The 21,609-nt window shown below is 64.7% G+C and carries 14 protein-coding genes and 1 pseudogene; 8 read left to right on the plus strand and 7 right to left on the minus strand.

What is annotated here, in order from left to right; all coding sequences use genetic code 11:
- Positions 1-46: 46 nt before the first annotated feature.
- The 4 genes and pseudogenes from OW521_RS06370 to OW521_RS06385 form a co-directional block, all read right to left on the minus strand.
- Positions 47-1,819 carry a DUF5605 domain-containing protein gene (locus OW521_RS06370; protein ID WP_268023867.1) on the minus strand — a complete coding sequence of 591 codons (1,773 nt, stop codon included), beginning with the start codon at positions 1,817-1,819 and terminating at the stop codon, positions 47-49.
- A 10-nt stretch (positions 1,820-1,829) separates the two neighbouring features.
- Entirely contained in the window at positions 1,830-2,537 is a 708-nt protein-coding gene (locus OW521_RS06375; RefSeq protein WP_326494035.1) for an alpha-L-rhamnosidase C-terminal domain-containing protein, read from the minus strand.
- Positions 2,489-4,759 (minus strand): annotated as a pseudogene (locus OW521_RS06380) (family 78 glycoside hydrolase catalytic domain); the annotation flags it as partial. The pseudogene OW521_RS06380 and the gene OW521_RS06375, both read right to left, overlap by 49 nt.
- Positions 4,760-4,807: 48 nt before the next feature.
- Positions 4,808-7,012: a glycoside hydrolase family 3 protein gene (locus OW521_RS06385; protein ID WP_268023869.1), complete on the minus strand. Its 2,205-nt coding sequence runs from the start codon at positions 7,010-7,012 to the stop codon at positions 4,808-4,810.
- A 196-nt stretch (positions 7,013-7,208) separates the two neighbouring features.
- Here OW521_RS06385 and OW521_RS06390 point away from each other — a divergent pair, with 196 nt between their 5' ends.
- The 7 genes from OW521_RS06390 to OW521_RS06420 all read left to right on the plus strand — a co-directional run bounded on the left by OW521_RS06390 (position 7,209) and on the right by OW521_RS06420 (position 16,416).
- Entirely contained in the window at positions 7,209-8,756 is a 1,548-nt protein-coding gene (locus tag OW521_RS06390) for an ABC transporter substrate-binding protein (RefSeq protein WP_268023871.1), read from the plus strand.
- Between the two features lie 85 nt (positions 8,757-8,841).
- Entirely contained in the window at positions 8,842-9,783 is a 942-nt protein-coding gene (locus tag OW521_RS06395; RefSeq protein WP_268023873.1) for an ABC transporter permease, read from the plus strand.
- Positions 9,780-11,627 (plus strand): dipeptide/oligopeptide/nickel ABC transporter permease/ATP-binding protein, encoded by a 1,848-nt coding sequence (locus OW521_RS06400; protein WP_268023875.1) that lies wholly within the window; start codon positions 9,780-9,782, stop codon positions 11,625-11,627. Before OW521_RS06395 ends, OW521_RS06400 begins: the two co-directional genes overlap by 4 nt.
- 3 nt (positions 11,628-11,630) lie before the next feature.
- Positions 11,631-12,494 (plus strand): ATP-binding cassette domain-containing protein, encoded by an 864-nt coding sequence (locus tag OW521_RS06405; RefSeq protein ID WP_268023877.1) that lies wholly within the window; start codon positions 11,631-11,633, stop codon positions 12,492-12,494.
- Complete coding sequence (locus OW521_RS06410; RefSeq protein ID WP_268023879.1) at positions 12,491-14,368, plus strand: glycoside hydrolase family 3 protein; 1,878 nt, start codon at positions 12,491-12,493, stop codon at positions 14,366-14,368. Before OW521_RS06405 ends, OW521_RS06410 begins: the two co-directional genes overlap by 4 nt.
- The gene (locus tag OW521_RS06415) at positions 14,365-15,003 is read left to right on the plus strand and encodes a TetR/AcrR family transcriptional regulator (RefSeq protein WP_268023881.1); all 639 of its coding nucleotides are present in this window, start codon (positions 14,365-14,367) and stop codon (positions 15,001-15,003) included. Before OW521_RS06410 ends, OW521_RS06415 begins: the two co-directional genes overlap by 4 nt.
- A 135-nt stretch (positions 15,004-15,138) precedes the next feature.
- The gene (locus tag OW521_RS06420) at positions 15,139-16,416 is read left to right on the plus strand and encodes a DDE-type integrase/transposase/recombinase (protein WP_268023883.1); all 1,278 of its coding nucleotides are present in this window, start codon (positions 15,139-15,141) and stop codon (positions 16,414-16,416) included.
- A 112-nt stretch (positions 16,417-16,528) separates the two neighbouring features.
- Here the strand turns inward: OW521_RS06420 and OW521_RS06425 are convergent, their stop codons facing one another.
- The 3 genes from OW521_RS06425 to OW521_RS06435 all read right to left on the minus strand — a co-directional run bounded on the left by OW521_RS06425 (position 16,529) and on the right by OW521_RS06435 (position 19,940).
- Positions 16,529-17,284 (minus strand): SDR family NAD(P)-dependent oxidoreductase, encoded by a 756-nt coding sequence (locus OW521_RS06425; RefSeq protein ID WP_268023885.1) that lies wholly within the window; start codon positions 17,282-17,284, stop codon positions 16,529-16,531.
- Between the two features lie 18 nt (positions 17,285-17,302).
- Complete coding sequence (locus OW521_RS06430) at positions 17,303-19,045, minus strand: hypothetical protein (protein WP_268023887.1); 1,743 nt, start codon at positions 19,043-19,045, stop codon at positions 17,303-17,305.
- 151 nt (positions 19,046-19,196) lie between these two features.
- Complete coding sequence (locus OW521_RS06435) at positions 19,197-19,940, minus strand: FadR/GntR family transcriptional regulator (RefSeq protein ID WP_268023889.1); 744 nt, start codon at positions 19,938-19,940, stop codon at positions 19,197-19,199.
- A gap of 252 nt (positions 19,941-20,192) precedes the next feature.
- On the opposite strand from OW521_RS06435, the gene OW521_RS06440 reads away from it, so the two are divergent.
- Positions 20,193-21,560, plus strand: coding sequence for an MFS transporter (locus tag OW521_RS06440; protein WP_268023890.1), 1,368 nt, complete (start codon positions 20,193-20,195; stop codon positions 21,558-21,560).
- Positions 21,561-21,609 lie beyond the last annotated feature (49 nt).

Consider the following 21,609-nt stretch of genomic DNA (forward strand, 5'->3'; position numbering starts at 1 on the left):
GTCGTTCTGGGGGCTCAAAACGACACCTAGTGCGAGTTACTTGGGCCTAGCCAACGGCGCGGAGCCTCACGGCCATGAACTGGCGGCCGGGCAGCTCGAGGCGGAAGCGTCCTTCAACCGTGTCCGGCAAGGTGTCGATGGTCATGTTCCAGGTGTCGATGATGTCCACCTCGTAGACGCGACCGGCGGGCATCACGAAGTTCCGGTACGTGGGCTGGTTGAAGCCGAAGTAGCTGAGCTCGTACTCGTGCCGGATGCCCGCGGCCGGGACGTCCCAGGCGCCGGGAAGCGGCTCGAGGAATCCGCCCGGGGTTTCCTCGAGGATGCGGCGCAGGAAGGCGATCCGGTCCGGGCTGCTGCCGTGCAGTTCCCCGCCCTTGGCCCACCAAAGGATGTCCTGGGAATGCATGTACGTTTCGCCATGTCCGACGTAGCCGCCACGGATTGCCCCCTCCCAGAACCGCCGCGTCATTTCCTCGCCGGTGATGTTGCCCCAGCCCTGGTCGATGTTGCCCTCGTAGGCGCACTCGTCGATGACCACGGGTTTCTGCCACCGGTCCCGCCACTCGCGGGTGAACTCGGCCGTCTTGTGGACGTCCTGGCGTTGGATGCTGCTGTGCGTGATCCACGGCCGGGAGTAGTCGTAGAACGCATGGCAGTTGTGGATGGACAGCAGGTGCCCGTTGGGATCGTTGGCCTGGACGATGCCGGCGAAACGCTCCCAGTCGGCGGTGGTCTTGCGGAACAGGAGATCGTACTCGTTCGCCAAGGACCACCAGATGTTCCGGTGCGAGGCCAGCCGCGCCACGACGTACTTCAGGTAGCGGTCATCCTGGCCCGGGCTCATGGTGGAGAAGCCCCAACGGTCGTAGGCGTGGAACAGGATCAGGTCCGCTTCGATGCCAAGCCCGTCCAGTTGGGCGATCCTGTGTTCCAGGTGCCGGTAGAACTCCGGATTGGGCCGATCGTAATCGAACCCGGCTAACAAGGAGCCCTCGAACGGGTACAGCTCCGGTTCGTTCTCGTTGAACAGGTAGGACTTCGGGAAAACGCACATGCGCATCTTGTTGAACGGCCCGGCGGCGTGGGTGTCCAGGGTCTGCTTCTCCAACGCGTCGCCCTGATGGGTCCAGGCGTAGGACGTGGTGCCGATGGGCAGGTACGGGGTGCCGTCCTCGTAGGCGAAGTGGAAGGTCTTCGCCACGCGGACCACACCTTTGGAGCCGGCAGCGGCCTCGCCAGCCGTGAACGCGCCGGTGACGCCGTCCAGCGACCGCGCGTTGCTGGTGGTGCTGAACGACCACTCCCCTGCCTCCGGCACCAACAGCCGCACGCGATACACGCCGTTGGCGTCATAGAACCCAGGGACACTAAGCGTGCCGCCCGACGGAGACGTGAACACTGCCCGCAACTCCACTTCGGTGAACGGGTTGCCGTCCGAGGGACCCGCCAGGGTGAGCTCGAAACGCTCCTGGGCGGCCGCCGTCGTCGGATACTCCGCTACCGCGCTGCCGCGCTCCACTGACTCCGGCTCATAGTCTCCGGACGGAGGGGGAACGTCGACGGCCGCTGCCGCGGCGCGTCGGGCGACGAGGTCCTCCGGCTCAAGCGACTCGATCAACCGCAGGATCTCCGCCACTTCCTCGGGCTTTCCACGGAGCCCCGGCTCTGTGCCCAAGATCAAACCCACCTCATGGAAGTACAAGGTATGCAGCAGCGGGCTGTTGACGAGCGAGGGGACCCGCTCCTTTACGATGCGGTTCCCTTCGGAATGGCGCATTACGGCGATGAGTGGGGATTTCGCGGTGTAAGTGGTCATCGTTGCCTTCTCAGGGTTCTCGTGAGACATAGGACGGTTCTTGTGTAGTGCGGGCTGCGGCGGCGCGTGTGCGGCTCAGTGCCAATAGTGCGGAGCCGATGTCTTCCTTGATGGGCGCCGGAGTGAAGATCAGCCCCTGGTCCAGTGTCGTCTGGCGGTACCAGACGGTGTCCTTGCGGAATTGGGCAGCCGCGGCGGGATCGTGGGCGTCAATGGCCTGCCAGACTGCTGCGTAGGCCTCGGGATCGTCGATGATGGCGGACAGTGGGGAGTCCAGAGACACAGTGCCCGGCGCAACTGCCGGCCCGGCGTCGGGCACGTCCCAGGTGTACTGGCCAGAGCCGACCTCGAAATCTTCAGACCCGTCCGGCAGGGAAACAACCGCGCTGGTCCCCGCAGGCACGGTCGCTCCCACAACGATCCCGTTGCCACCGCGCTTCCAAGCCACGCGGGCCAGCCCGTAGGGCGTCTCGAGCGCAGTGTTGGCATGCAGCAGGCTGCGGAGCGGACGCGGGGCGATGCGCAGTTTCCGGTAACCGGGCTCTGCCGGTGCCAGGCCCGCCACGGTGCGGTGCATCCAGTCGGCAATGGCACCGAGCGCGTAGTGGTTAAAGAGGTCATCTCGCCGGGGTTGACGGTGCCGTCCTCCAGGATGGAGTCCCAGCGTTCCCAAATGGTGGTGGCGCCCTTCGTGACGGGGTACAGCCAGGACGGGCATTCGGTCTGGGTGAGCAAGCGCTCAGCCGCGTCCAGGTGCCCGGTGACGGTCAGTGCGTCCGCAATGAGGGGCGTGCCCACGAAGCCGGTGGCGATCCGGTAGCCGCCCAAGCGGGCGAGTTCCGCAAGGCGGTCACCAAGGGCCTGGCGCTGGACCGGTTCCGTGCTGATGCCGAACATCAGGGCCAGCGAGTAGGCCGTCTGCGCATCGGAGACCATCCGCCCTGAAGGCGTGACGTACTCGGACAGGAACGCCTTCCGCACGTCTTCGGCCAGCGCTGCGTATTTGCCGTGGTCGTCGGCTCCCAGCACGGCTGCGGCCTTGGCCGTGAGGTCCAAGGAACGGAAAAGGTAGGCGCTGGCCACGATGTCGCCGTGAGTGCGGGCCGCGCCGGGCTTGTCCGGGGGCGCGGCCGGGTCAAGCCAGTCGCCCAGCTGCATCTGGCCTTGCCACAACCCGGAACTGTCCCGGACACGGAGCAACGCATCGGCCCAGGCGCACATGCTTGGATATTGCTTGCCCAGCAGCCCGCGGTCACCGAATCGTTCATACAGCACCCACGGAACCACGGTTGCCGCGTCGCCCCAGGCGGCCACCGGCGACTTCAGCATGCCGAGCACCGCAGGAACAATGATGGGCACCACGCCGTTGCGGTGGTTTTGCTCGATGGCGAGATCCCGCAGCCAGGAACTAAGGAAACCGAGGGAGTCGTAGAGGTAGCAGGCCGTGGGACTGAAGACTTGGATGTCTCCGGTCCAGCCAAGCCTCTCGTCGCGCTGGGGGCAGTCCGTGGGCAGCGCCAGGAAGTTTCCGCGCATCCCCCACAGGGCGTTCTCGTGCAAGCGGTTCAGCATTCCGTCCGAGCACTCGAACCAGCCGGTGCGGCGCATATCGTTGTGGATGACGACGGCGGTAATCGCCGCCGGGTCCAGCTCGCCGGGCCAGTTGTCTACCTGGGCGTAGCGGAACCCGTGGAACGTGAAGCGAGGCTCCCATTCTTCTGCCGCAGAATCTTCGCCGCAGCCATTTTCGCCGGTTCCGGCGAGCGTGTAGCTGTCTGTAGCGGAGGCCAAGCGCAACGGTCGAATAGACAGTTCACCATCCTCCAGGACTTCCGCGTGGCGGAGCGTGATTCGATGTCCGGCGTCGCCGCTCACGCGGATCCGCAGGCGTCCCACCAAGTTCTGGCCAAAGTCCAGGACGGTGGCGCCGGAAGGTGTGGTCAGGACTTCCCTGACAGGCAGTTCCTCGATCCTGCGGACTGGGGGTGCCACGGCGGGCGTTGCTTCCGCCCAAGATCCGGAGTCCACGGCAGCAGGAAGCCAGTGCGAGTCATCGAAGCCCGGCGATGACCAGCAGGCCTCCATGCGCTGCGCATCGAAGGCTTCCCCCGCGTAGATGCCGCTGGAAACGAGTGGGCCTGCCGTGGTGCCCCGCCACTCCGGGCCGCTGGCGATTGTCCGCTGCGTGCCGTCTGCGTATTCGAGATGCAGTTCCACTTTGACGGCTGGCTGCTCACCGTAGAACGGTTTGGCGAGGCCGTGGAAGCCGTACTTTTCTGTGTACCAGCCGCCCGCGAGCCACACACCAATTGCGTTGGACCCCGGTCTGAGGAGCGCAGTGACGTCGGTGGTTTCGTGGTTGAGGCGGTCAGCATAGGCCGTCCAGCCCGGTTTGAGGACCTGGTCATCCACTTCTGAGCCATTGATTTCGGCCTGGTAGACACCGTGTGCGGTGGCGAACAAGGTGGCTTTTGCCAAGCCCGGCCCCACCATGAATTCGTGCCGCAACTGGCCAGGCTGTCCAAGCGGGATTTCCACTCCAGCAGGGACGGGCAGGCCGATGGACTGGGCCTGCCATGGCCCTCCAAGGTAACCGCCCACCAAGGTCAGGGGCGCGCTCCAGGCGGTTGTGCCGCCGTCGTTCCCTGTGACGCGCACCTCGACTGCCACCTGCTCGCCAGCGGCGATAGCCCCGAAGGGCCACTCCACCAGCACCGATTCAGGGCCTTCGTGAACAGTTGACTCCGCGGTTCCGCCCCGGGTAAGCCGCAGTTCGGCCCGCACCTGCAGCCAATCCCTGCTGCCTGTGGCGATCACCCAACTGAGCCGCGGCCGTGATTCGGCCACGAAAGCCGAGTCAGTCCGGTACTCGGCGCTGAACCGGCTGACAGAAGTCTGCAGGAGGGCGCCTGGCTGCGGCGCCACGGAGGTTGATGTCACGGAAGGGCCTTTCGGAAGCGGTGGGTGGTGATTTCGCAGTGTAGGTACTCACGGTTGCGGACGGCTGGCTGCGACTGCCAAGTGAAGGGCTTGTGGATCTTCGGCGTGGGCGCCGACTCTGAACAGGACGGACGTGGCCGCAGGTGCTTCGATTGACTTCGTCGCCGGGTTCCATGAGCCCAGGGCCGTGAGCGAAACCGGAACGGCGACGTCGATTGTCCTGCCCGACGGGACGAACACGCTCAGGAACCCCGCAAGCAACCATTCGCCGGCATGGATTCCATCGGTGCGCTGTCCATAGACCTGCACCACGTGGTGTCCGTCGCGTTCCCCGGTGTTGGCGACCGTGGCATTTACCGTGATTCCGTCGGGGCCCGATGTCACGCTTCCCTCCCGGATGCCGAAGGTGGTGTAGGACAGCCCAAATCCATGGGGGAAGGCTGCTTCCACGCCAAGTTTGTTGAGCAGCCGCTGGCCGTGCCACCGGTCATAGGTCATGGCATGTGCGTCGCGGTCAAAGGCGGGAAGGTGCTCCTCCGAGGTGGGGATGGAGTACGGAAGACGGCCTGATGGGTTGTGGGCACCGGTGAGGACATCGGCCAAGGCATGGCCGCCTTCCATTCCCGGGTACCACATCATGACGATCGCAGGCACGTTGTGGCGCCAGTTTTCGGAGATGACAGCGCCAGCGGCCACGACATTCACTACAGTGCGCGGATTCGCGGCACCCACGGCACGGATGATTTCCTCGTCGATGGGACGCAGGCGCAGGGAAGTCCTGTCCCCGCCATAGCCTTCGCCCGCGGTCATCCCCGCGCCCTTCTTGGGCTTCGGCATTTCGACGCCGGCGGGCCGGGGCGGGAAGAGCCCCAGGAGTTCAGGGTCGGTCAGTGTGCCGGCTCCGATGAATTCGCCCTCATCCCGCTCGTCAAAGCCGACGACGACGATCGCGACGTCGGCCTCGCGGGCCGCCTTCGCGGCGGCCTCCGGATCGTCCTGGTCCACGACGATGATTCTTGCTCCGGGGAATGCGGCGCGGATGCCTTCGAGCGGCGTCGTCGCGCTCGGCGGGTGGACGTTGGATGACCCGAGGTCCCCCATGTTCGGCCGGACAGCCAAGCGTCCGATCACGGCGATGCTCTGGACCGTGTCCGGATCAAGGGGCAGGACTGCCGCTCCGCCGCCCGTGGCATTTTTCAGGAGCACCATGGCACGGGCCGCTACCTCTCGAGCCAAGGCGCGGTGCTCCGCGTTGGCCATGACGGCAACGGGCGGATCCTGTTCCACGCAAGCTGCGTAGGATCTGAGCTGGACCGTCAGCAGGCGCAATCCGGCACGCTCCACGTACTCCCAGGAGGTCTGCCCATCCTCCAACGCCTTGCGCAGGTGCATCCCGCGGACTTGGGAGAAGGGTTCTTCGACATCCAGCCCCGCATTGAGGGAGGCAGCCGCGTCACGCAGGCCGAAGATGAAATCACTCCCCGTGATTCCATCCCAAGCCCACTGATCGCGCAAGACCTCAGTGAGGAGGTAGGTGTTCTGGCCACACCAATCACCATTCACTGAGTTGTACGCAGCCATGATCGCAGCCGCACCCTCGTTGATCGAGCGCTTGAAATGCGGCAAGTACATCTCGTGGAGCGTTGCCTCGTCGATGGTTACATCCACATGGAACCGCGCGTTCTCCATGGAGTTCACGGCAAAGTGCTTCACGCATGCCATGGCATATTTCTGGACTCCCCGCGTCAGGGCCGCCCCGAACTCGCCCAAGTGGTGGGGATCGTCGCCGTACGTCTCTTGCGCCCGCCCCCACGCGGGATGCCGCGGCAAGTTGATGCACACTCCGCCAAAGAGATTCCCGCCCTGTGCGCGGACTTCCCGGCCGATGGCCTCCCCCACCTTCTCCTCCAACGACGGATCCCAAGTGGCTCCCCGCGCCATGGAAACGGGGAACGCAGTGCCTTGTCCAGGTACGCAACCGCGGGGACCGTCAACGAAGCGAATGCCAGGAACACCCAAGCGGGCTACTTCTCCGTGGACATAAGGCCGCTGGTTGTATCCACGCGCAATCTCGGCCATGCCCTCCCAAAAGGGCGTGTCGCCGTCGAGCAGTCCAAGCCTTTCATCGACGCCCAAATCTTCGTACAGCGCCTTGGCTTCAGCGTGTGGATGGGATCCTGCTTTGATTCGCGCCACGGCGGCTTCAAAGGCGGTGACTTCCTGGTTCATGATCCTCACTTCGTCGTCGATCATTGCTGGCTACCACTGGGTTTACGCAGCTTTTGGGTGGAAACAAAATTCGATTTTGGATTTGACTGCCATAATGACCTGAATCTCAGCCTCATGGCGTCACACCTTGCGTTGAATGCTTAATTCAATTTAGCATGTGACGAGCGGCACATGCTTGTTCGGTGCCGACCCTAACCACAACGGAGTCTTAGGAAGAGGAATGATGGGCATCAAGAGCCGGCTTCTACCGACGGTGGTGACCGCCGTCGTCTCGGCCCTGGCGTTCACCGCCTGCGGCGGAACGTCAACGCAAACACAGCAGACGCAGGCAGGACCCGCCACCGCGCCCCTGCTTCGAATCGGCTCCCTGCAGGAGCCGACCAGCTACGATCCGGCACAGGCCAACGAAGGCCACTTGGCCCCTGTCTACCAAGCCGCCTACGATCCCCTGATCAAGCTCAACGCGGACGGCACCTTGAGTCCGATGCTTGCCACCTCGTGGGAGGCGAGCTCCGACAAACTCAGCTACACCCTGAAGCTGCGCACGGGCGTCAAGTTCAGCGACGGCGAGGTCTTTGATTCCGCTGCAGTGAAAGCCAACGTGGAGCATTTCAAAAAGGCCAACGGCCCACTGGCCAGTTCTTTGAAGTCCGTTGCTTCCGTGACAACACCCGACGCGACCACCGCGGTGCTGAAGCTGTCAGCGGCGGATCCCGGACTGCCGTACTCCCTGACAAATGCCGCTGGCTACATGGGCGCCCCCAACGCGCTGGAGACACCGGGGATCAAGACCAACCCGGTAGGCACGGGCCCCTACATCCTGGATACGGCCAACACTGTGGCGGGATCCAAGATCTCGTACAAGCGGAACGATTCCTACTGGGGCGACAAGCTGCCGTATGACAAAGTCGAGTTCCAGATCCTGACAGACGAGACTGCACGCTTGAACGCCCTGAAGTCAGGCCAGATTGACGCCGCGATACTCGCCCGGGCGGCGTCTGCAACCGACGCGGAAACGGCCGGGCTTTTGCACCAGCCGTATTCGACGAACTGGGAGGGCATCTTCTTCTTCGACCGTAACGGGACCATGACACCCGAGCTCAAGGATCCCCGCGTCCGCGAAGCCCTCACCCTGGCTATCGACCGTGACGCCCTCCTGCAGGCTGTCGCACTGGGCAAGGGCCAGCTGACCAGCCAGACCTTCCGCCCTAACGTCGCGGCTTACGATCCAAGCCTCGACAGCGCCTACAAGTACGATCCCGCACGCGCAAAGCAGCTCCTCAAGGATGCCGGCGCCGAGAACATGACCGTGACGCTGCCGATCAGCCCGGTCTTCGACCCCGCCATCTACGACTCCATCGAGCAGAACTGGAAGGCGATCGGCGTCAAGGTGGTCCGGCACCAATGGGGTCCCGGCCAAGCAATCCCGTCAATGCTGCGGGGCGACTTCGCAGTTTCCTACATGAGCCTCGCGCAGCGTGACGACTGGCGGAACATCCAGCTGCTCATTGCGCCCAATGCTCCTTACAACCCGCTCAAGTCCCAGACCCCTGAGCTGGACGCCCTGATCCAAAAGGTTCAGACCGGCGACGAAAAGACCGCAGGCGATGCAGCTAAGCAAGTCAACCAGTACCTCGTTGACCAGCACTGGTTCAGCCCCCTGTACCGCCTTGAGCAGTTCTTCTACCACAACGACAAGGTCGCCGTAGAGAACCAGGCAGAGCAAGCGGTTCCGTCCATCTACAACTACAAGCCCACGGGCAAGTAGCAAACAGGTGCCGGGGCTGAAGCCCCGGCACCCCTTCCCCCGCACCAGACCTGCACCCGACCTGCACCTGACCAAGGAGTCCAAGGTGACCATTTTCTTACTACGGCGGCTGTTGTCCGCGGTGATCCTTCTCTTGGCTGTGTCCTTCCTGGCCTATGTCCTGCTCTTCCCGGCGGCCGGCGACATTGCCCGCAACATCCTCGGGGAGAACGCTTCAGAGGCCCAGGTGGCCCTCAAGAACCACGAACTCGGACTGGATCAGCCCCTGCTCGTCCAGTACTTCACCTGGCTGATGAAGGCCCTCGGTGGCGACCTCGGAGCCTCCTACTTCGGCAGCGCCTCGGTGTGGAGCACCCTCATGGTCAGGCTGCCTGTGACGCTCAGCCTGGTGATCGTCGTGACCTTGTTGACCGGCGTGTTGGCCTTCGCTTCGGGCATCTACGCCGCAGTCCGGAAGGGATGGGTTGACCGCACGCTGCAGATCCTCGCCACGCTCGGGGACGCACTGCCATCCTTCATCGTGGCGCTGTTCCTGGTCACCTACTTCGCCATCCAACTGAAATGGTTCCCGGCCACGGGTTTCATCCCACTGACGGAATCGCCTAGCGGCTGGGTCCGGGCTGTCACTTTGCCGGTGATCGCCCTCACCATTGGGGGCGTCGCCGGAGTCGCCACGCAAGTCCGAAGCGCCACGCTGGAGGTTCTTCGCCACGACTACATCCGCACGGTCCGCAGCCGCGGGCTCTCCGAACGGCGGATCATCCTCACCAGCGTCCTACGCAACGCGTCCACCAACGGCCTCACCACCCTCGCGGTACAGGTAGTCGGCATCTTGGGCGGCGCCGTTGTCATCGAGTCTGTCTTCGCTCTCCCGGGCCTGGGCTCCTTGGCCGTCGAAGCGACCAGCCGCACGGACCTGCCCCTCATCATCGGAGTGGTCCTCGCCGTGGTGCTCATCATCGTCATAGTCAATCTCCTCGTCGACGTCCTCGTCGCTTGGCTCAACCCGAAAGTGCGCCTGTCATGACCCTCGCGACAGAAGTCCCCACCGGCGTCGAACCCGTGGTTGCCCGCCCGGGGCTGGTCCGACGCTTCCTGGGGAACCCCCTCGGCCTGGCGTCCTGCATCGTCTTGGCGGTGATCATCGTCGTCGCGATCGTTGTGCCCCTGCTCGGCGTCCCCGATCCGAACGCTGTCAACCTCAGGGAAGCCATGCAACCACCAAGTGGACGGCACCTCCTGGGCACAGACGGCTCTGGGCGGGACACCCTGAGCCGCCTCCTCTGGGGCAGCCGCGTGAACCTGATCGGTGCCGCCATCGCCCTCGTCGTGGCACTGGTCATCGGCGTTTCCGCCGGACTCGTGGCCGGCTACTACGGGGGCTGGTTCGACACCGCCTCGTCGTGGTTCAACAACCTCAACATGGCACTCCCCGGTATCGTCATCCTGCTGGCCGTGCGCGCCGTCGTCGGTCCCTCTGTCTGGATCGCAATGACCATCTTCGGCGTGCACCTGGCCCCCAGCTTCTACAGGGTTGTGCGCGGAGCCGTACAGGCAGTGAAGAACGAACTCTACGTCGACGCCGCACGCGTCTCGGGACTGAGCGACGCACGGATTATCGCCCGGCACATCCTCACCGTTGTCCGCGCGCCCGTCATCATCCAAGCCGCGCGAGTGGCCAGCATCGCCGTCGCCATCCAGGCCGGACTCGAGTTCCTTGGGGTCAGCGACAACTCCGTCCCGTCCTGGGGCAACATGCTCAACGAGGGCTTCCGCAAGATCGTACTCAACCCATCGCTGATCCTCTGGCCGAGCCTGGCCATCGGCCTCATGTGCATGGCGCTGGTCCTCTTCGGCAACGCCCTCCGCGATGCCCTCGAGGAACGCGGCCATTCCGGCACGAGTGCGCGTGCGGCGAAGGCTCCGAAAACCGCCGCACCGGCGGCCGCACCCTCGGCAGGCACCTCGACGACGGCGGCACCGGCTTCCGTCGCCGCGCGCCCTGAAGAGGCACTCCTGTCCGTCCGGGACCTCAAAGTGGCATACGGCACCGGTGCCACCCGGACGGAAGTGGTCCATGGCGTCAGCTTCCACGTGGGTCCCGGCGAAGTGCTGGGCCTGGTGGGTGAATCCGGCTCCGGCAAGACCCAGACGGCCTTCGCGGTCCTTGGCCTGCTGCCCGACGGCGGACGCGTGTCCGGCGGCTCGATCACGTTCGACGGCAAGGAACTCACCGCGCTTGGGAAGGCGGAACGCGGGGCGCTCCGAGGCACCGATATCGCCTACGTCCCGCAAGAGCCCATGAGCAACCTGGATCCGTCCTTCCGGATCGGGTACCAGCTCACGGTCCCCATGCGGACACGGCTCGGCCTGTCCAAGCAGGACGCCGAGAAGCGCGCCCTTGCCTTGCTGGCACGCGTGGGCATCGCCGACCCGGAGAAGACGTTCAAGTCCTACCCGCATGAGATCTCCGGCGGCATGGCGCAGCGCGTCCTCATTGCCGGTGCCGTGTCCTGCAACCCGCGCCTGCTCATCGCCGACGAGCCGACCACGGCACTGGACGTCACTGTCCAGGCAGAGGTCCTTGACTTGCTCCGCGACCTGCAGCGGGAAACCGGCATGGCGGTAGTCCTTGTGACCCACAACTTCGGCGTCGTTGCCGATATCTGCAACAAGGTGGCAGTCATGCAGGCCGGCCGCATAGTGGAGATGGACGACGTCGAGAAGATCCTCACCGACCCGGACCATGAGTACACCCGCAAGCTGCTCAACTCGATGCTGGAGGATGGCGCGGCCCGCCCGTATCCGTTCGATGACGACATACTCTTCCCAAACGACGCAATGACGTCCCCGACCCAAGGCAGGGAGTAAGCGATGCCGAACAACTCACGGCTTCTCGAGGTCGATGGCCTGGCTGTGGAGTACCCAGGCCAGGGCCGGAAGCCGGCCTTCCGGGCCCTCGAAGACATCTCCTTTTCCCTCCGCCCCGGCGAGACCCTGGGCCTCGTGGGCGAATCCGGCTCGGGCAAGACGACAATCGGGCGGTCCATCCTCGGCCTGGTCAAGCCCACCGCTGGCCGGATTATCTTCGATGGCAAGGACATCACACAAGCCGGCCGTAACGAACGGCGGGCACTCAGCAGGGACATCCAAGTTGTCTTCCAGGATCCGTACACTTCGCTGAACCCTTCCATGACGGTGGAAGACATCCTTGCCGAGCCACTCACCATCCTGGGCAGGAGCGGGAAAGGCGCGGCCCGGAAAGACGCCATCCAAAAGATCAGGGGCCTCCTGGACAGCGTCCATTTGCCTTCGGATGCAGGGAGCCGCCTGCCGCGGGAATTCTCCGGCGGCCAACGCCAGCGCATCGCAATCGCCCGCGCCATCGCCGTCGAGCCCCGGCTCATTGTCTGCGACGAGCCCGTGTCCGCGCTGGACCTCACCACGCAGGCACGGGTCCTGGACCTCCTCGTCGAAATCCAGGAGAGCACGGGCGTGTCCTACCTGTTTGTATCCCACGACCTCAGCGTCATTCGCCACATCAGCCACAATGTGATCGTCCTCTACAAGGGGAAGATCGTTGAACACGGCCGGGCGGAGCAGGTAACGTCCGAGCCCGTGCACCCCTACACCCGAAAGCTCTTCATGTCCGCACCAGTACCCCATCCCACCCAGCAGCGCGAGCGGCGGGAAGCCCGGCGCCAGTTGGTGGCGGCCGTTGCGGAGCCGGCAGCATGAGTGTGGCAGCGCGGGAAGAGTTCAAGCAGAGCCCGGACGGGGTAGTGTTCCGCGACCTCAACGGCAACGGCGTCATGGATCCATACGAGGATCCGCGGCGGCCTGTGCAGGAGCGGGTTGAGGACCTCTTAGGCCGGCTGTCGCTCGAGGAGAAGGCCGGACTCATGTTCCACACGATGGCCAGCGCCACTGAGAGCGGCTCGCTTGACGATGACGCACCACGCGCGGGCCGCTCAAGCCTCGCCGAGCTCGTCGGCGACAAACTCATCAACCACATCAACGTCCACTTCCTACCCGAACCCAGGCTCGCAGCCAAGTGGGTGAACGAGGTGCAGAGGCGTGCAGCGGGCACTCCGCACGGTATCCCCGTGACCCTCTCCACTGATCCCCGGCATTCCTTCGCCGAAAACTGGGGAGCGTCGTTCACGGCGATCCACTTCTCCGCGTGGCCCGAACCGCTCGGCATGGCGGCGATCGGAGACGAAGAGCTGGTCCGCGAATTCACGGGCATCGCGCGCAAGGAGTACACCGCCGTCGGAATTCGCGCAGCGCTGCACCCGACCATCGACCTAGCCACGGAACCCCGCTGGGCCCGCCAATACGGCACCTTTGGACAGGACGCCGGCCTGGTGTCCCGGCTGGCTTTGGCGTACCTGGATGGTTTTGAGGGTGGAGCGCTCGACGCCGGCAGCGTCGCCTGCATGGCCAAGCACTTCCCGGGCGGCGGTCCTCAACTTGACGGCGAGGACTCCCACTTCCCGTATGGCCGAGAGCAGGTCTACCCGGGCGGCATGTTCGATTACCATCTGGAGCCGTTCCGCCGGGTCATCTCCCGCGGGGTGTCCGCGATCATGCCGTACTACGGAATGCCCATGGGCCTGGAGCTCGACGGCGAGCCGGTTGAGGAAGTCGGCTTCGGCTACAACCGGCAGATCATCCAAGGCCTCCTCCGCGACAAACTCGGGTACACCGGCGTCGTGTGCACCGACTGGGGGCTGGTGACCGAATCCCGCCTTCACGGACGGCAGTTGCCGCCGCGCGCATGGGGCGTCGAGCACCTTTCCGTTGAGGACCGAGTGCTGAAGATCATCGACGCCGGCTGCGACCAGTTGGGCGGCGAAGAGTGCGCTGACGTGGTGGTGGACCTCGTCCGGCAGGGACGGGTGAGCGAAAAGCGGATCGACGAGTCCGTGCGGAGGCTGCTCAGCGTGAAGTTCCAGCTCGGCCTGTTCGATGACCCCTACGTGGATGAATCCATGGCAGCGCAACGGACGGGACTTCCAGAATTTGTCGATGCGGGCACCCGTGCTCAGGCCCGCTCGGTCACGCTGCTGAAGAATTCCGCGGCCTACGACGGCGGTGCTGTTTCCGCCCCGCGGCCGATCCTGCCGCTTCGTCCCGGCACGCGGGTGTTCTCCCAGGAAGTCTCCGCGGAGGCGCTGGCGCTGGCCGGCCTGGAACACGCAGTCAACGCTGAGGGCGCCGACGTCGCGATCGTACGGGTCAACGCTCCCTTCGATTTCCGCGACCAGTACATGCTTGAGTCCAGCTTCCATGCCGGGAGCCTGGAATTCGACGCCGGGACTATCGAGACGGTGGGCCGGCTCGCCGAGGCGGTTCCCGTCGTCGTGGTTGCCCATTTGGACAGGCCAGCGGTGCTCACACCGCTGGAGCCACACTGCGCCGCCATCGCGGCGGTGTACGGCGCCTCCGACGCTGCTGTCCTGCAAGCGCTGACGGGTGCGGTGCCTCCGGAGGGACGCTTGCCGTTCCAGCTTCCTCGCTCGGAAGCGTCGGTGATAGCATCACGATCTGACGTCCCTGGAGACCTGGAGGATGCCCTGTACGAGTGTGGATTTGGGATGGAGCTATGACGGTGAAGAGTCCCGAAGTCCGGCCGCGTAGGGGTTCCTACGCGCGTGGACGGGCCACCAAGGAAAATATCCTCCGCAGTGCCCTGGACGTCATTGGCCGGAACGGCTACACCGCCACGATCTTGCGGGACATTGCTGACGAGGTCGGCATGACGCAGGCTGGCCTCCTCCACCACTTCGACACCAAGGAAAAGCTGCTCGCGGAAGTCCTCCGGAAGCGTGACGAGGTCAACCGTGAGATCCTTACCCCCTCGGCGGACCTTATCGAACCCCCGCTCATCATCAAGCTGGCACACCACAACGTGGAAGTGCCGGGTCTGGTGCAGCTCTATGTCAGGCTCCAGGCAGAGGCTGTTGATCCGGAACACCCGTGCCATGAGTATTTCCTGGACCGCGATGTGGTGACCCACAGCCGGGTGACCCGGGACATTGAACGCCGCCAGAAGGCGGGGCTGTTCGATCCGGACGCGGACGCCGCAGTGGTGGCCCGCATGCTTCTGGCCCTCTCCGACGGCCTCCAGTCCCAGTGGGCGATCGATCCAGCCATCGACCTACCCGGGACGGTGGACGCCCTGTGGAACAAGTACGCGCGTCCCAGCGGGGAGCCCGCCGTTGCGAGCGCGCAGCCCAACTGACTCGCAGTTGTTGTCGTTATGAGCCTCCAAAACGGCTGTGGAGTCTCATGACTTAATGGACACTTATGTCTCATGACTTCGTGGACAGTGTGTCTCAGGACCTCGTAGACAGACGGGGCGGGTTTGCTCTGGTTCATGAGCAAACCCGCCCCGAAGATCAGTGTCCGTCATGCCGTTGCTACGTGGCCGGCCGATGCGCCACGCGGTGCCGTGAGCGCGTTCTGCACCGAACACGGTGTCTCGCGTGCCTGGTTCTACAAGGTCCGCACGGCGGCCGGACGCGTCGGGCCGGTGAAGGCCCTGGAGATCAAGCGCCCGGTGCCGTTGACCAGCCCGAAAGCCACGGCACCGGCGATGGTCGAACTCCTGCTGGCCACCCGGGCGGATCTTGAGGCCAAGGGGCTGGATCACGGCCCGTTGTCGGTAATCGCAAAGCTGTCCCGGCAAGGCTTCGCCCCGCCGTCCCGGGCGACGGTGGCCAGGATCTTCGACCGGGCCGGTGTCGTGGTGCCCGAGCCGCGGAAGAAGCCCCGCAGCGCCTACCAGCGGTTCGTCTACCCGCAACCGAACGCGTGCTGGCAGATCGACGCGACCGAGTGGCGGCTGGCCGACGGGAAGACCGTGGCGGTCTTCCAGCTCCTCGATGACCACTCCCGCCTGGCCCTGGCCTCCCTGGCGGCCACCGGGGAAACGAGCGAGGCCGCGATCGCCGTCGTCGCCCTGGCCATCGAACGCCACGGCGTGCCGGAGAAATTCCTCTCCGACAACGGCGCGGCCCTGAACCCGACCCGCCGCGGACGCACCGGCGCACTCGTGGAGTTCCTCAAATCCCACGGTGTGGAACCGATCACCGGCAGACCGGGCAAACCCACCACCCAGGGCAAGAACGAACGCTTCCACCGCACCCTGCACCAGTACCTGCACCGCCAGCCGCCGGCCCCGTCGATTCCCGTCCTGCAAGCCCAGATCGATACCTTCGACCACTACTACAACACCGAACGCGAACACCAGGCCCTGCCCGGGGCCCTGACCCCGCAGGAAGCCTGGGACGCGACCCCGAAAACACCCGCACCGGCCCTCCCGGAACCCGCCATGACCGTCCCGGCACCGGCACGGAGCACGCAACGGCTCGTCAGGAACGACGGCCGCGTTACCGTGCTGGGAACCGCGTTCAACATCGGCCAGGACCAGGCCGGGAGCACCGTGCACATCGTTTACGACCACGCCGAGATCATGTTCTTCGACACCCGCGGCACCGAGATCACCACCCACCCCCTGCCTGTCAAAGGCACCCGCTACGTCGGCAACGGCAAACCCTCAGGCATCGCAGCAGACCCCGCCGGAGCACGCCGGAAACGGACACGCTACCCGCGCCTCAAACCACCCACGGACGAAGTGTCCACGAAATCATGAGACATCAACCGTCCACAAGGTCATGAGACATGAACTGTCCACGAGGTCCCGAGACATGACAAGGGCTTATAACGACAACAAATGCGAGCTAGTTGGGCAAGCCGGGGCGAGATCACAGCGCCGTCAGTCCGCCGTCCACAGTGAACAGCCCACCCGTGGCGTAAGCGGAATCATCGCTGGCGAGGAACACCATGATGCCCTCGACGTCGGCCGCCATTCCGGGGCGGCCGAGCATGGTGGAGTTGACCAGCCCGGCGCGGCTCACTGGATCGTCCGCGATGGTCTGCACAAGCGGGGTCTCGGTGTAGCCGGGAACAACCGTATTGACCCGGATTCCGTCGGCCGCATAGTCGGCGGCGACTACCCGCGCGAGGCCATGCACTCCTGCTTTTGAGCTTGTGTAGGCGGTGAACGTCTGCCCGCAGGCCACTACGGCGGTAGGGCTGCCGGTGCAGATAATGGACCCGCCGCGACCTTCCATGGCACGGACTGCGTGCTTGAGCGTCAGGAATGCGCCGCGCTGGTTGACGGACACGGTCTTCTCCCAGACGGCCAGGTCCAGGTCTCCCACGCGGGCGTCCTGGCCGAACAGCTGCACGCCAGCGTTGGCCACAACCACGTCCACCGAGTCACTCTCGGCAACGGTGGCATAGGCTTCCTGCACGCTGGCTTCGTCGGAGATATCCATGTGTATAGCTCGCGCCAGGGCCGAGCCCGTCCCGGCTGCGGCCTTCTCGGCAGCTTCCAGGTTGATGTCGGCGAAGTACACGCGAGCGCCTTCGGCGACGAAGCGCTGGGCAACGGCAAGTCCAATACCCGAGCCGGCGCCTGTGACCAGCGCGGTCTTGCCATTTAGCCGATTACTCATAGTTATTCCTCTTTCGGTTCAGTCGAAGCGGCGGACGACGGCGGTCCACGGCTCAAGTTCAAGATCGGTACCGTCACCGGCTGGCAGCCGGACAACGGCGCTCAGCGGTTTGGCTGTGAGGTTGGCGGCGAACAAAACCGTCCGGCCGCCGTCGCGCACGGGATACAGCACGACGCCGGGCACTTCGCCAGCCACGTCAAGAACCTCGCAGCCGCGCACGCCTGCGAGGGCGGCCAGCAGCTCGCCCGCGGGCGTAAGGCCGCCGGGTCCGCGAATCCCGCGCGGTCCTGTTGCTTCGAAGTAGCTGACGGATTCGACGCCGGGAACGCTAAGGGCCGCGATGCTGCCCAGCATCCAGGCGGCCGTAAACGGCTCGGGCTGCAGCGGATCTGTGGCCATGGCTTCGGCGGCCGCATCCTCGCCGACCGTGGCGACCGCGTTGAACCGCGCCTTCAGGGTGACAGGCCCGAGGTGCAGCGGCCTTCCCGAGGCGATCCGAAGGGCGTTAAGGGCCGCGAGCCGCTGCATCGGCAGGGTTTCAACGAGGTGCGGCACCTCGGTGGCGTGCATCTGAGGCGTGATGCTGAATGTCAATGCCGGAGCGCCCGGCGGCAGGATTCCCGCATTGCGGTTCAGCTCCGTGAAGTGGGACCGTGCTCCGGAAAGCAGGGTGCCGGTGAATCCGCGTCGGCCAGCGTCGAGACTGAGCCCATCCCACAGATCGGGCTCCGTAACATGGCTGGAAGCACTGAACGCCGCGAGCCGCACCACGTTGTCGAGCGGCAGGAGCTCGAGGAGTTCTCCGATGCGATCCGGCGAATCCACTGACAGGCGTACATCCAGCGGAACATCCAGCGCTGCGGCTTCTTCCTTGGCGCGCCGGATTGAGCGCTCCGCTTCCGTGCCGGGCGTCAGTTCCAGAAGCAGCGCGTCCAAGCCGGGAATGGGTTCGGAATGCGTCCGGGACGCCGTCGCAGAAGTCGAGGAAGCCGAAACCGAAAGCGCGGGCACGCGGGCCGTAACGCCGTCGAGCACTGTGAGGACAGCTTCCCGGACCGGCAGCGTGCCCGGCTCCGTCACGGGCCCCGGCAGTGCCGTCAGGAGCACCGACTGGTGGACGCGGTCGCCGGCGGAAACTTCAACCGGGAAGGGCTTGGAAAGAGGCGTGCCGTAGGTCTTGAACGAGGCGTCTGTCCAGTTCCGCTGGTCCTCGGTCTCAAAGACGTCGCCGTGGAAGTCGAGCCTGAAGCCCGTGCCGTCGCGCTCCCATTCCATCGACGCGATGTCCAGGAAAGGCTGGTGCGGGCTGATATCCGTGGGGAAGAACGACGGCGTGCTAGCGCCGCCTGGACTGCCGATGGTCACCGCACGGCCGGCGTCGTCCGGGCGATGCAGGACCACCAGCCCGATCCGGTTACTGCGGAAGGCAGTGGGAGTGAGGCCGTCGAACGTCACCTTGACGCTGTCCTTCATGAGGTGAATGGCGAGCTCGCCTGTGTAGCCGGAACCGGAACCGGCGAAGTCGATGTCGAGCAAGAGCGTGACACCGCCGTCGCGAGCGTGTTGGGCCACCCGGCTGACGGTGGGCACGAGGGTGCGCCAGTCGTGATCGCGGACCACTGCTCGGATGGCGCGAAGGACCGGAATGCCGTTGAACGTGATGTCCGAGAGTTCATCGTTGCGCAGCTCGGCACGCCATCCTGCCGTCTCCACCGCTTCCGATGGGGCAAACAGCCTGGTGTGGCTTTCGTCATTGATCACAGCAGGCCTTTGCAGCGGGGACGGAAGTAGGCGTAACCAGAGTCAATTGTGATGGGCACCACGCCACAAGTCAACCGGTTGACCAATATCTGATCCACACGGCTCGGACAGCGTCGCCAACCGCCAGGCCCGAACGGCCGCAGGGGCGAAGCTATTGGGCTGCGTCGTAGCCCGCCAGTAGGCGACGGGACGCCGTGCCCATGTGCGAGACCATGGCCTCGGTGACCGACGCATTGTCGCGGGATTCGAGAGCCTTGAAGATCGCGCGATGCTCGGCGAGCGCCGCAGCGGCGTGACCCTCGTCGGTCAGCGCCCTGTCCACCCAGATCCGCAGGAGGGATCGAATGCTCTGCAGAAGTTCCTGCAGGACCTGGTTCCCGGAAGCAGACGCGATTTCCTTGTGGAATGCGGCGTCGGCTTCGACGAAGACCACGAGATTATCCAGGCTGGCTTCCATCGAGTCGAGATTGGCACGCATGCGATCCAGCGCCTCATCGGTAATGCGGGCTGCGGCCAACTGAACCGCTTGGACCTCCAAGCCACTGCGGAGCTCAACAAGTTCGCGCGTGCGCGGCTCGCCCAGCATGAGCCCCCAACTCAAGGTCCGGGGCAGGAGCTCGGAGGCTCCGTCGCGCAGGTACGTTCCGGATCCGGGCCGCACGACCACAATGCCGAGGATTTCCAAAGCAGCTAACGCTTCGCGCACTGCTGAACGCCCGACGCCGAGTGATGCCGCCAGTTGCCGCTCCGCAGGGAGGCGCGTCCCCGCCGCAATGTCGCCGCTGGTGAAGTACGCGAGCAGCCTCTCCGCGACCTCGGAGACGACGGAGCCGTGCTCCATGGGGGCAAGAGCTGCCGTCATATGGGCCGCTGCTGCGGCGGGATTCGCTGACATCTTCACAGCGTAGCAACCGGATGACCAATTTCTGACGCTCCCTAACGCCCCTCGATCGCTTGCCAGCGGAGAGCGATCAATAAATTAAGATCAGTCAACCGGTTGACCAATTTGCCTTCGGAGGCTTATGGTTTTTATCACACCCTTAGCTCGGTCCAGAGGCATGGAAGTCCACGGATCGGCACTAAGAAAACCCGAGAGCCGTCCAGTCCACCGAAGGACAACGCGCTCCGGCAACCTCTAGGAGTCAATGTGGACACCACACAATCGGTGGTCGAACGATCAGCCATCAAGAAGGTCGCTATCCGGCTGGTGCCGTTCGTTGCCTTGATGTTCTTCATCAATTACCTGGACCGGACGGCCATCTCCTTCGCCGGCCCGAACGGAATGAACAAGGACCTGGCGCTCTCCGCCGCGCAGTTCGGCTTCGCGTCGGGCGTCTTCTTCATCGGCTACATCCTGCTGGAGATCCCCAGCAACCTGGCCCTGCACAAGTTCGGTGCGCGCCGCTGGTTGGCCCGCATCATGGTCAGCTGGGGCATTGTGTCCCTCGTGTTCACCTGGGTGGGCAACGTGGACCAGCTCTACATCCTGCGCTTCATCCTGGGTGTGGCCGAGGCCGGATTCTTCCCCGGCGCCATTCTTTTCCTGAGCCTCTGGGTTCCCGCAAAGCATCGCAGCAAGATCCTTGCCCTCTTCTACTTGGCACAGCCGCTGACCACGGTGATCGGTGCCCCGCTGGCCGGCGCGTTGATCCAGCAGCACGGCGTGTTCTTCGGCCTCGAAGGCTGGCGCTTCATGTTCTTCGGCGTCGCCATCCCGGCGATCGTTATCGGTGTCATCTCCTGGTTCTATCTGGCCGACTCCCCCGCCAAGGCCAAGTGGCTGACGTCCGAGGAAAAGACCTGGCTGACCGGTGCTCTCGCAAAGGAAAAGGAAACGACCGCTGCCAGCAACAAGCACGTCAGCGTCCGCACAGTGTTCGGCAACGGCCGCGTTTGGATGCTCTCCCTGATCTACTTCGGCTTCATCTACGGCCTGTACGCACTCGGCTTCTTCCTGCCGACCATCATCAAGGGTTTCGAGACCCAGTTCGGCACGAAGTTCGACGTCTTCCAGCAAGGGCTCATCACCGCGATCCCGTACTTGCCGGCCGCCATTGCCTTGTATTTCTGGTCCAGGGACGCCACCAAGCGCGGCGTCAAGACGTGGCACATCGCCTTCCCGGCACTGACCGGCGCCGTCAGTATTCCGTTGGCGCTGTTCGCTGGCTCGCCGGCCGCCACGATCGCCGTCATCACCATCACCGCCATGTCCATCTTCGCGGCCCTTCCGAACTTCTGGACCGTGCCCACGCAGTTCCTTACCGGCGCGGCAGCGGCAGCGGGCATCGCCCTGATCAACACGGTCGGCAACCTGGCTGGCTTCAGCGCCGGCTACGTCACGGGCTGGCTCAAGGACTGGACAGGCAGCTACACGGTGCCCATGTTCGTGGTGGGTGGCTTCATGCTCCTGTCCTCAATCCTCATGGTTGTCCTCAGCCGCCGGGGCAAGGCCAGCGACGGCATCCCCGCCGAGGCCCTTGACCCCGCAGGCGCCGGCCACCACGCCGAGCCCTAACTGCGGCTCACTCTCCCAACTAGTCCCCACCCCGTGATTTCCACCCATA

This window comes from Arthrobacter sp. MMS18-M83, from assembly GCF_026683955.1.
GTDB lineage: Bacteria > Actinomycetota > Actinomycetes > Actinomycetales > Micrococcaceae > Arthrobacter.

Excerpts from the sequence above, each read along its gene's own strand:
- OW521_RS06370 (WP_268023867.1), bottom strand. The coding sequence starts at position 1,819 with ATGACCACTTACACCGCGAAATCCCCACTCATCGCCGTAATGCGCCAT.
- OW521_RS06375 (WP_326494035.1), bottom strand. The coding sequence starts at position 2,537 with ATGCCCGTCCTGGCTGTACCCCGTCACGAAGGGCGCCACCACCATTTG.
- OW521_RS06385 (WP_268023869.1), bottom strand. The coding sequence starts at position 7,012 with ATGATCGACGACGAAGTGAGGATCATGAACCAGGAAGTCACCGCCTTT.
- OW521_RS06390 (WP_268023871.1), top strand. The coding sequence starts at position 7,209 with ATGATGGGCATCAAGAGCCGGCTTCTACCGACGGTGGTGACCGCCGTC.
- OW521_RS06400 (WP_268023875.1), top strand. The coding sequence starts at position 9,780 with ATGACCCTCGCGACAGAAGTCCCCACCGGCGTCGAACCCGTGGTTGCC.
- OW521_RS06405 (WP_268023877.1), top strand. The coding sequence starts at position 11,631 with ATGCCGAACAACTCACGGCTTCTCGAGGTCGATGGCCTGGCTGTGGAG.
- OW521_RS06410 (WP_268023879.1), top strand. The coding sequence starts at position 12,491 with ATGAGTGTGGCAGCGCGGGAAGAGTTCAAGCAGAGCCCGGACGGGGTA.
- OW521_RS06415 (WP_268023881.1), top strand. The coding sequence starts at position 14,365 with ATGACGGTGAAGAGTCCCGAAGTCCGGCCGCGTAGGGGTTCCTACGCG.
- OW521_RS06420 (WP_268023883.1), top strand. The coding sequence starts at position 15,139 with ATGAGCAAACCCGCCCCGAAGATCAGTGTCCGTCATGCCGTTGCTACG.
- OW521_RS06425 (WP_268023885.1), bottom strand. The coding sequence starts at position 17,284 with ATGAGTAATCGGCTAAATGGCAAGACCGCGCTGGTCACAGGCGCCGGC.
- OW521_RS06435 (WP_268023889.1), bottom strand. The coding sequence starts at position 19,940 with ATGTCAGCGAATCCCGCCGCAGCAGCGGCCCATATGACGGCAGCTCTT.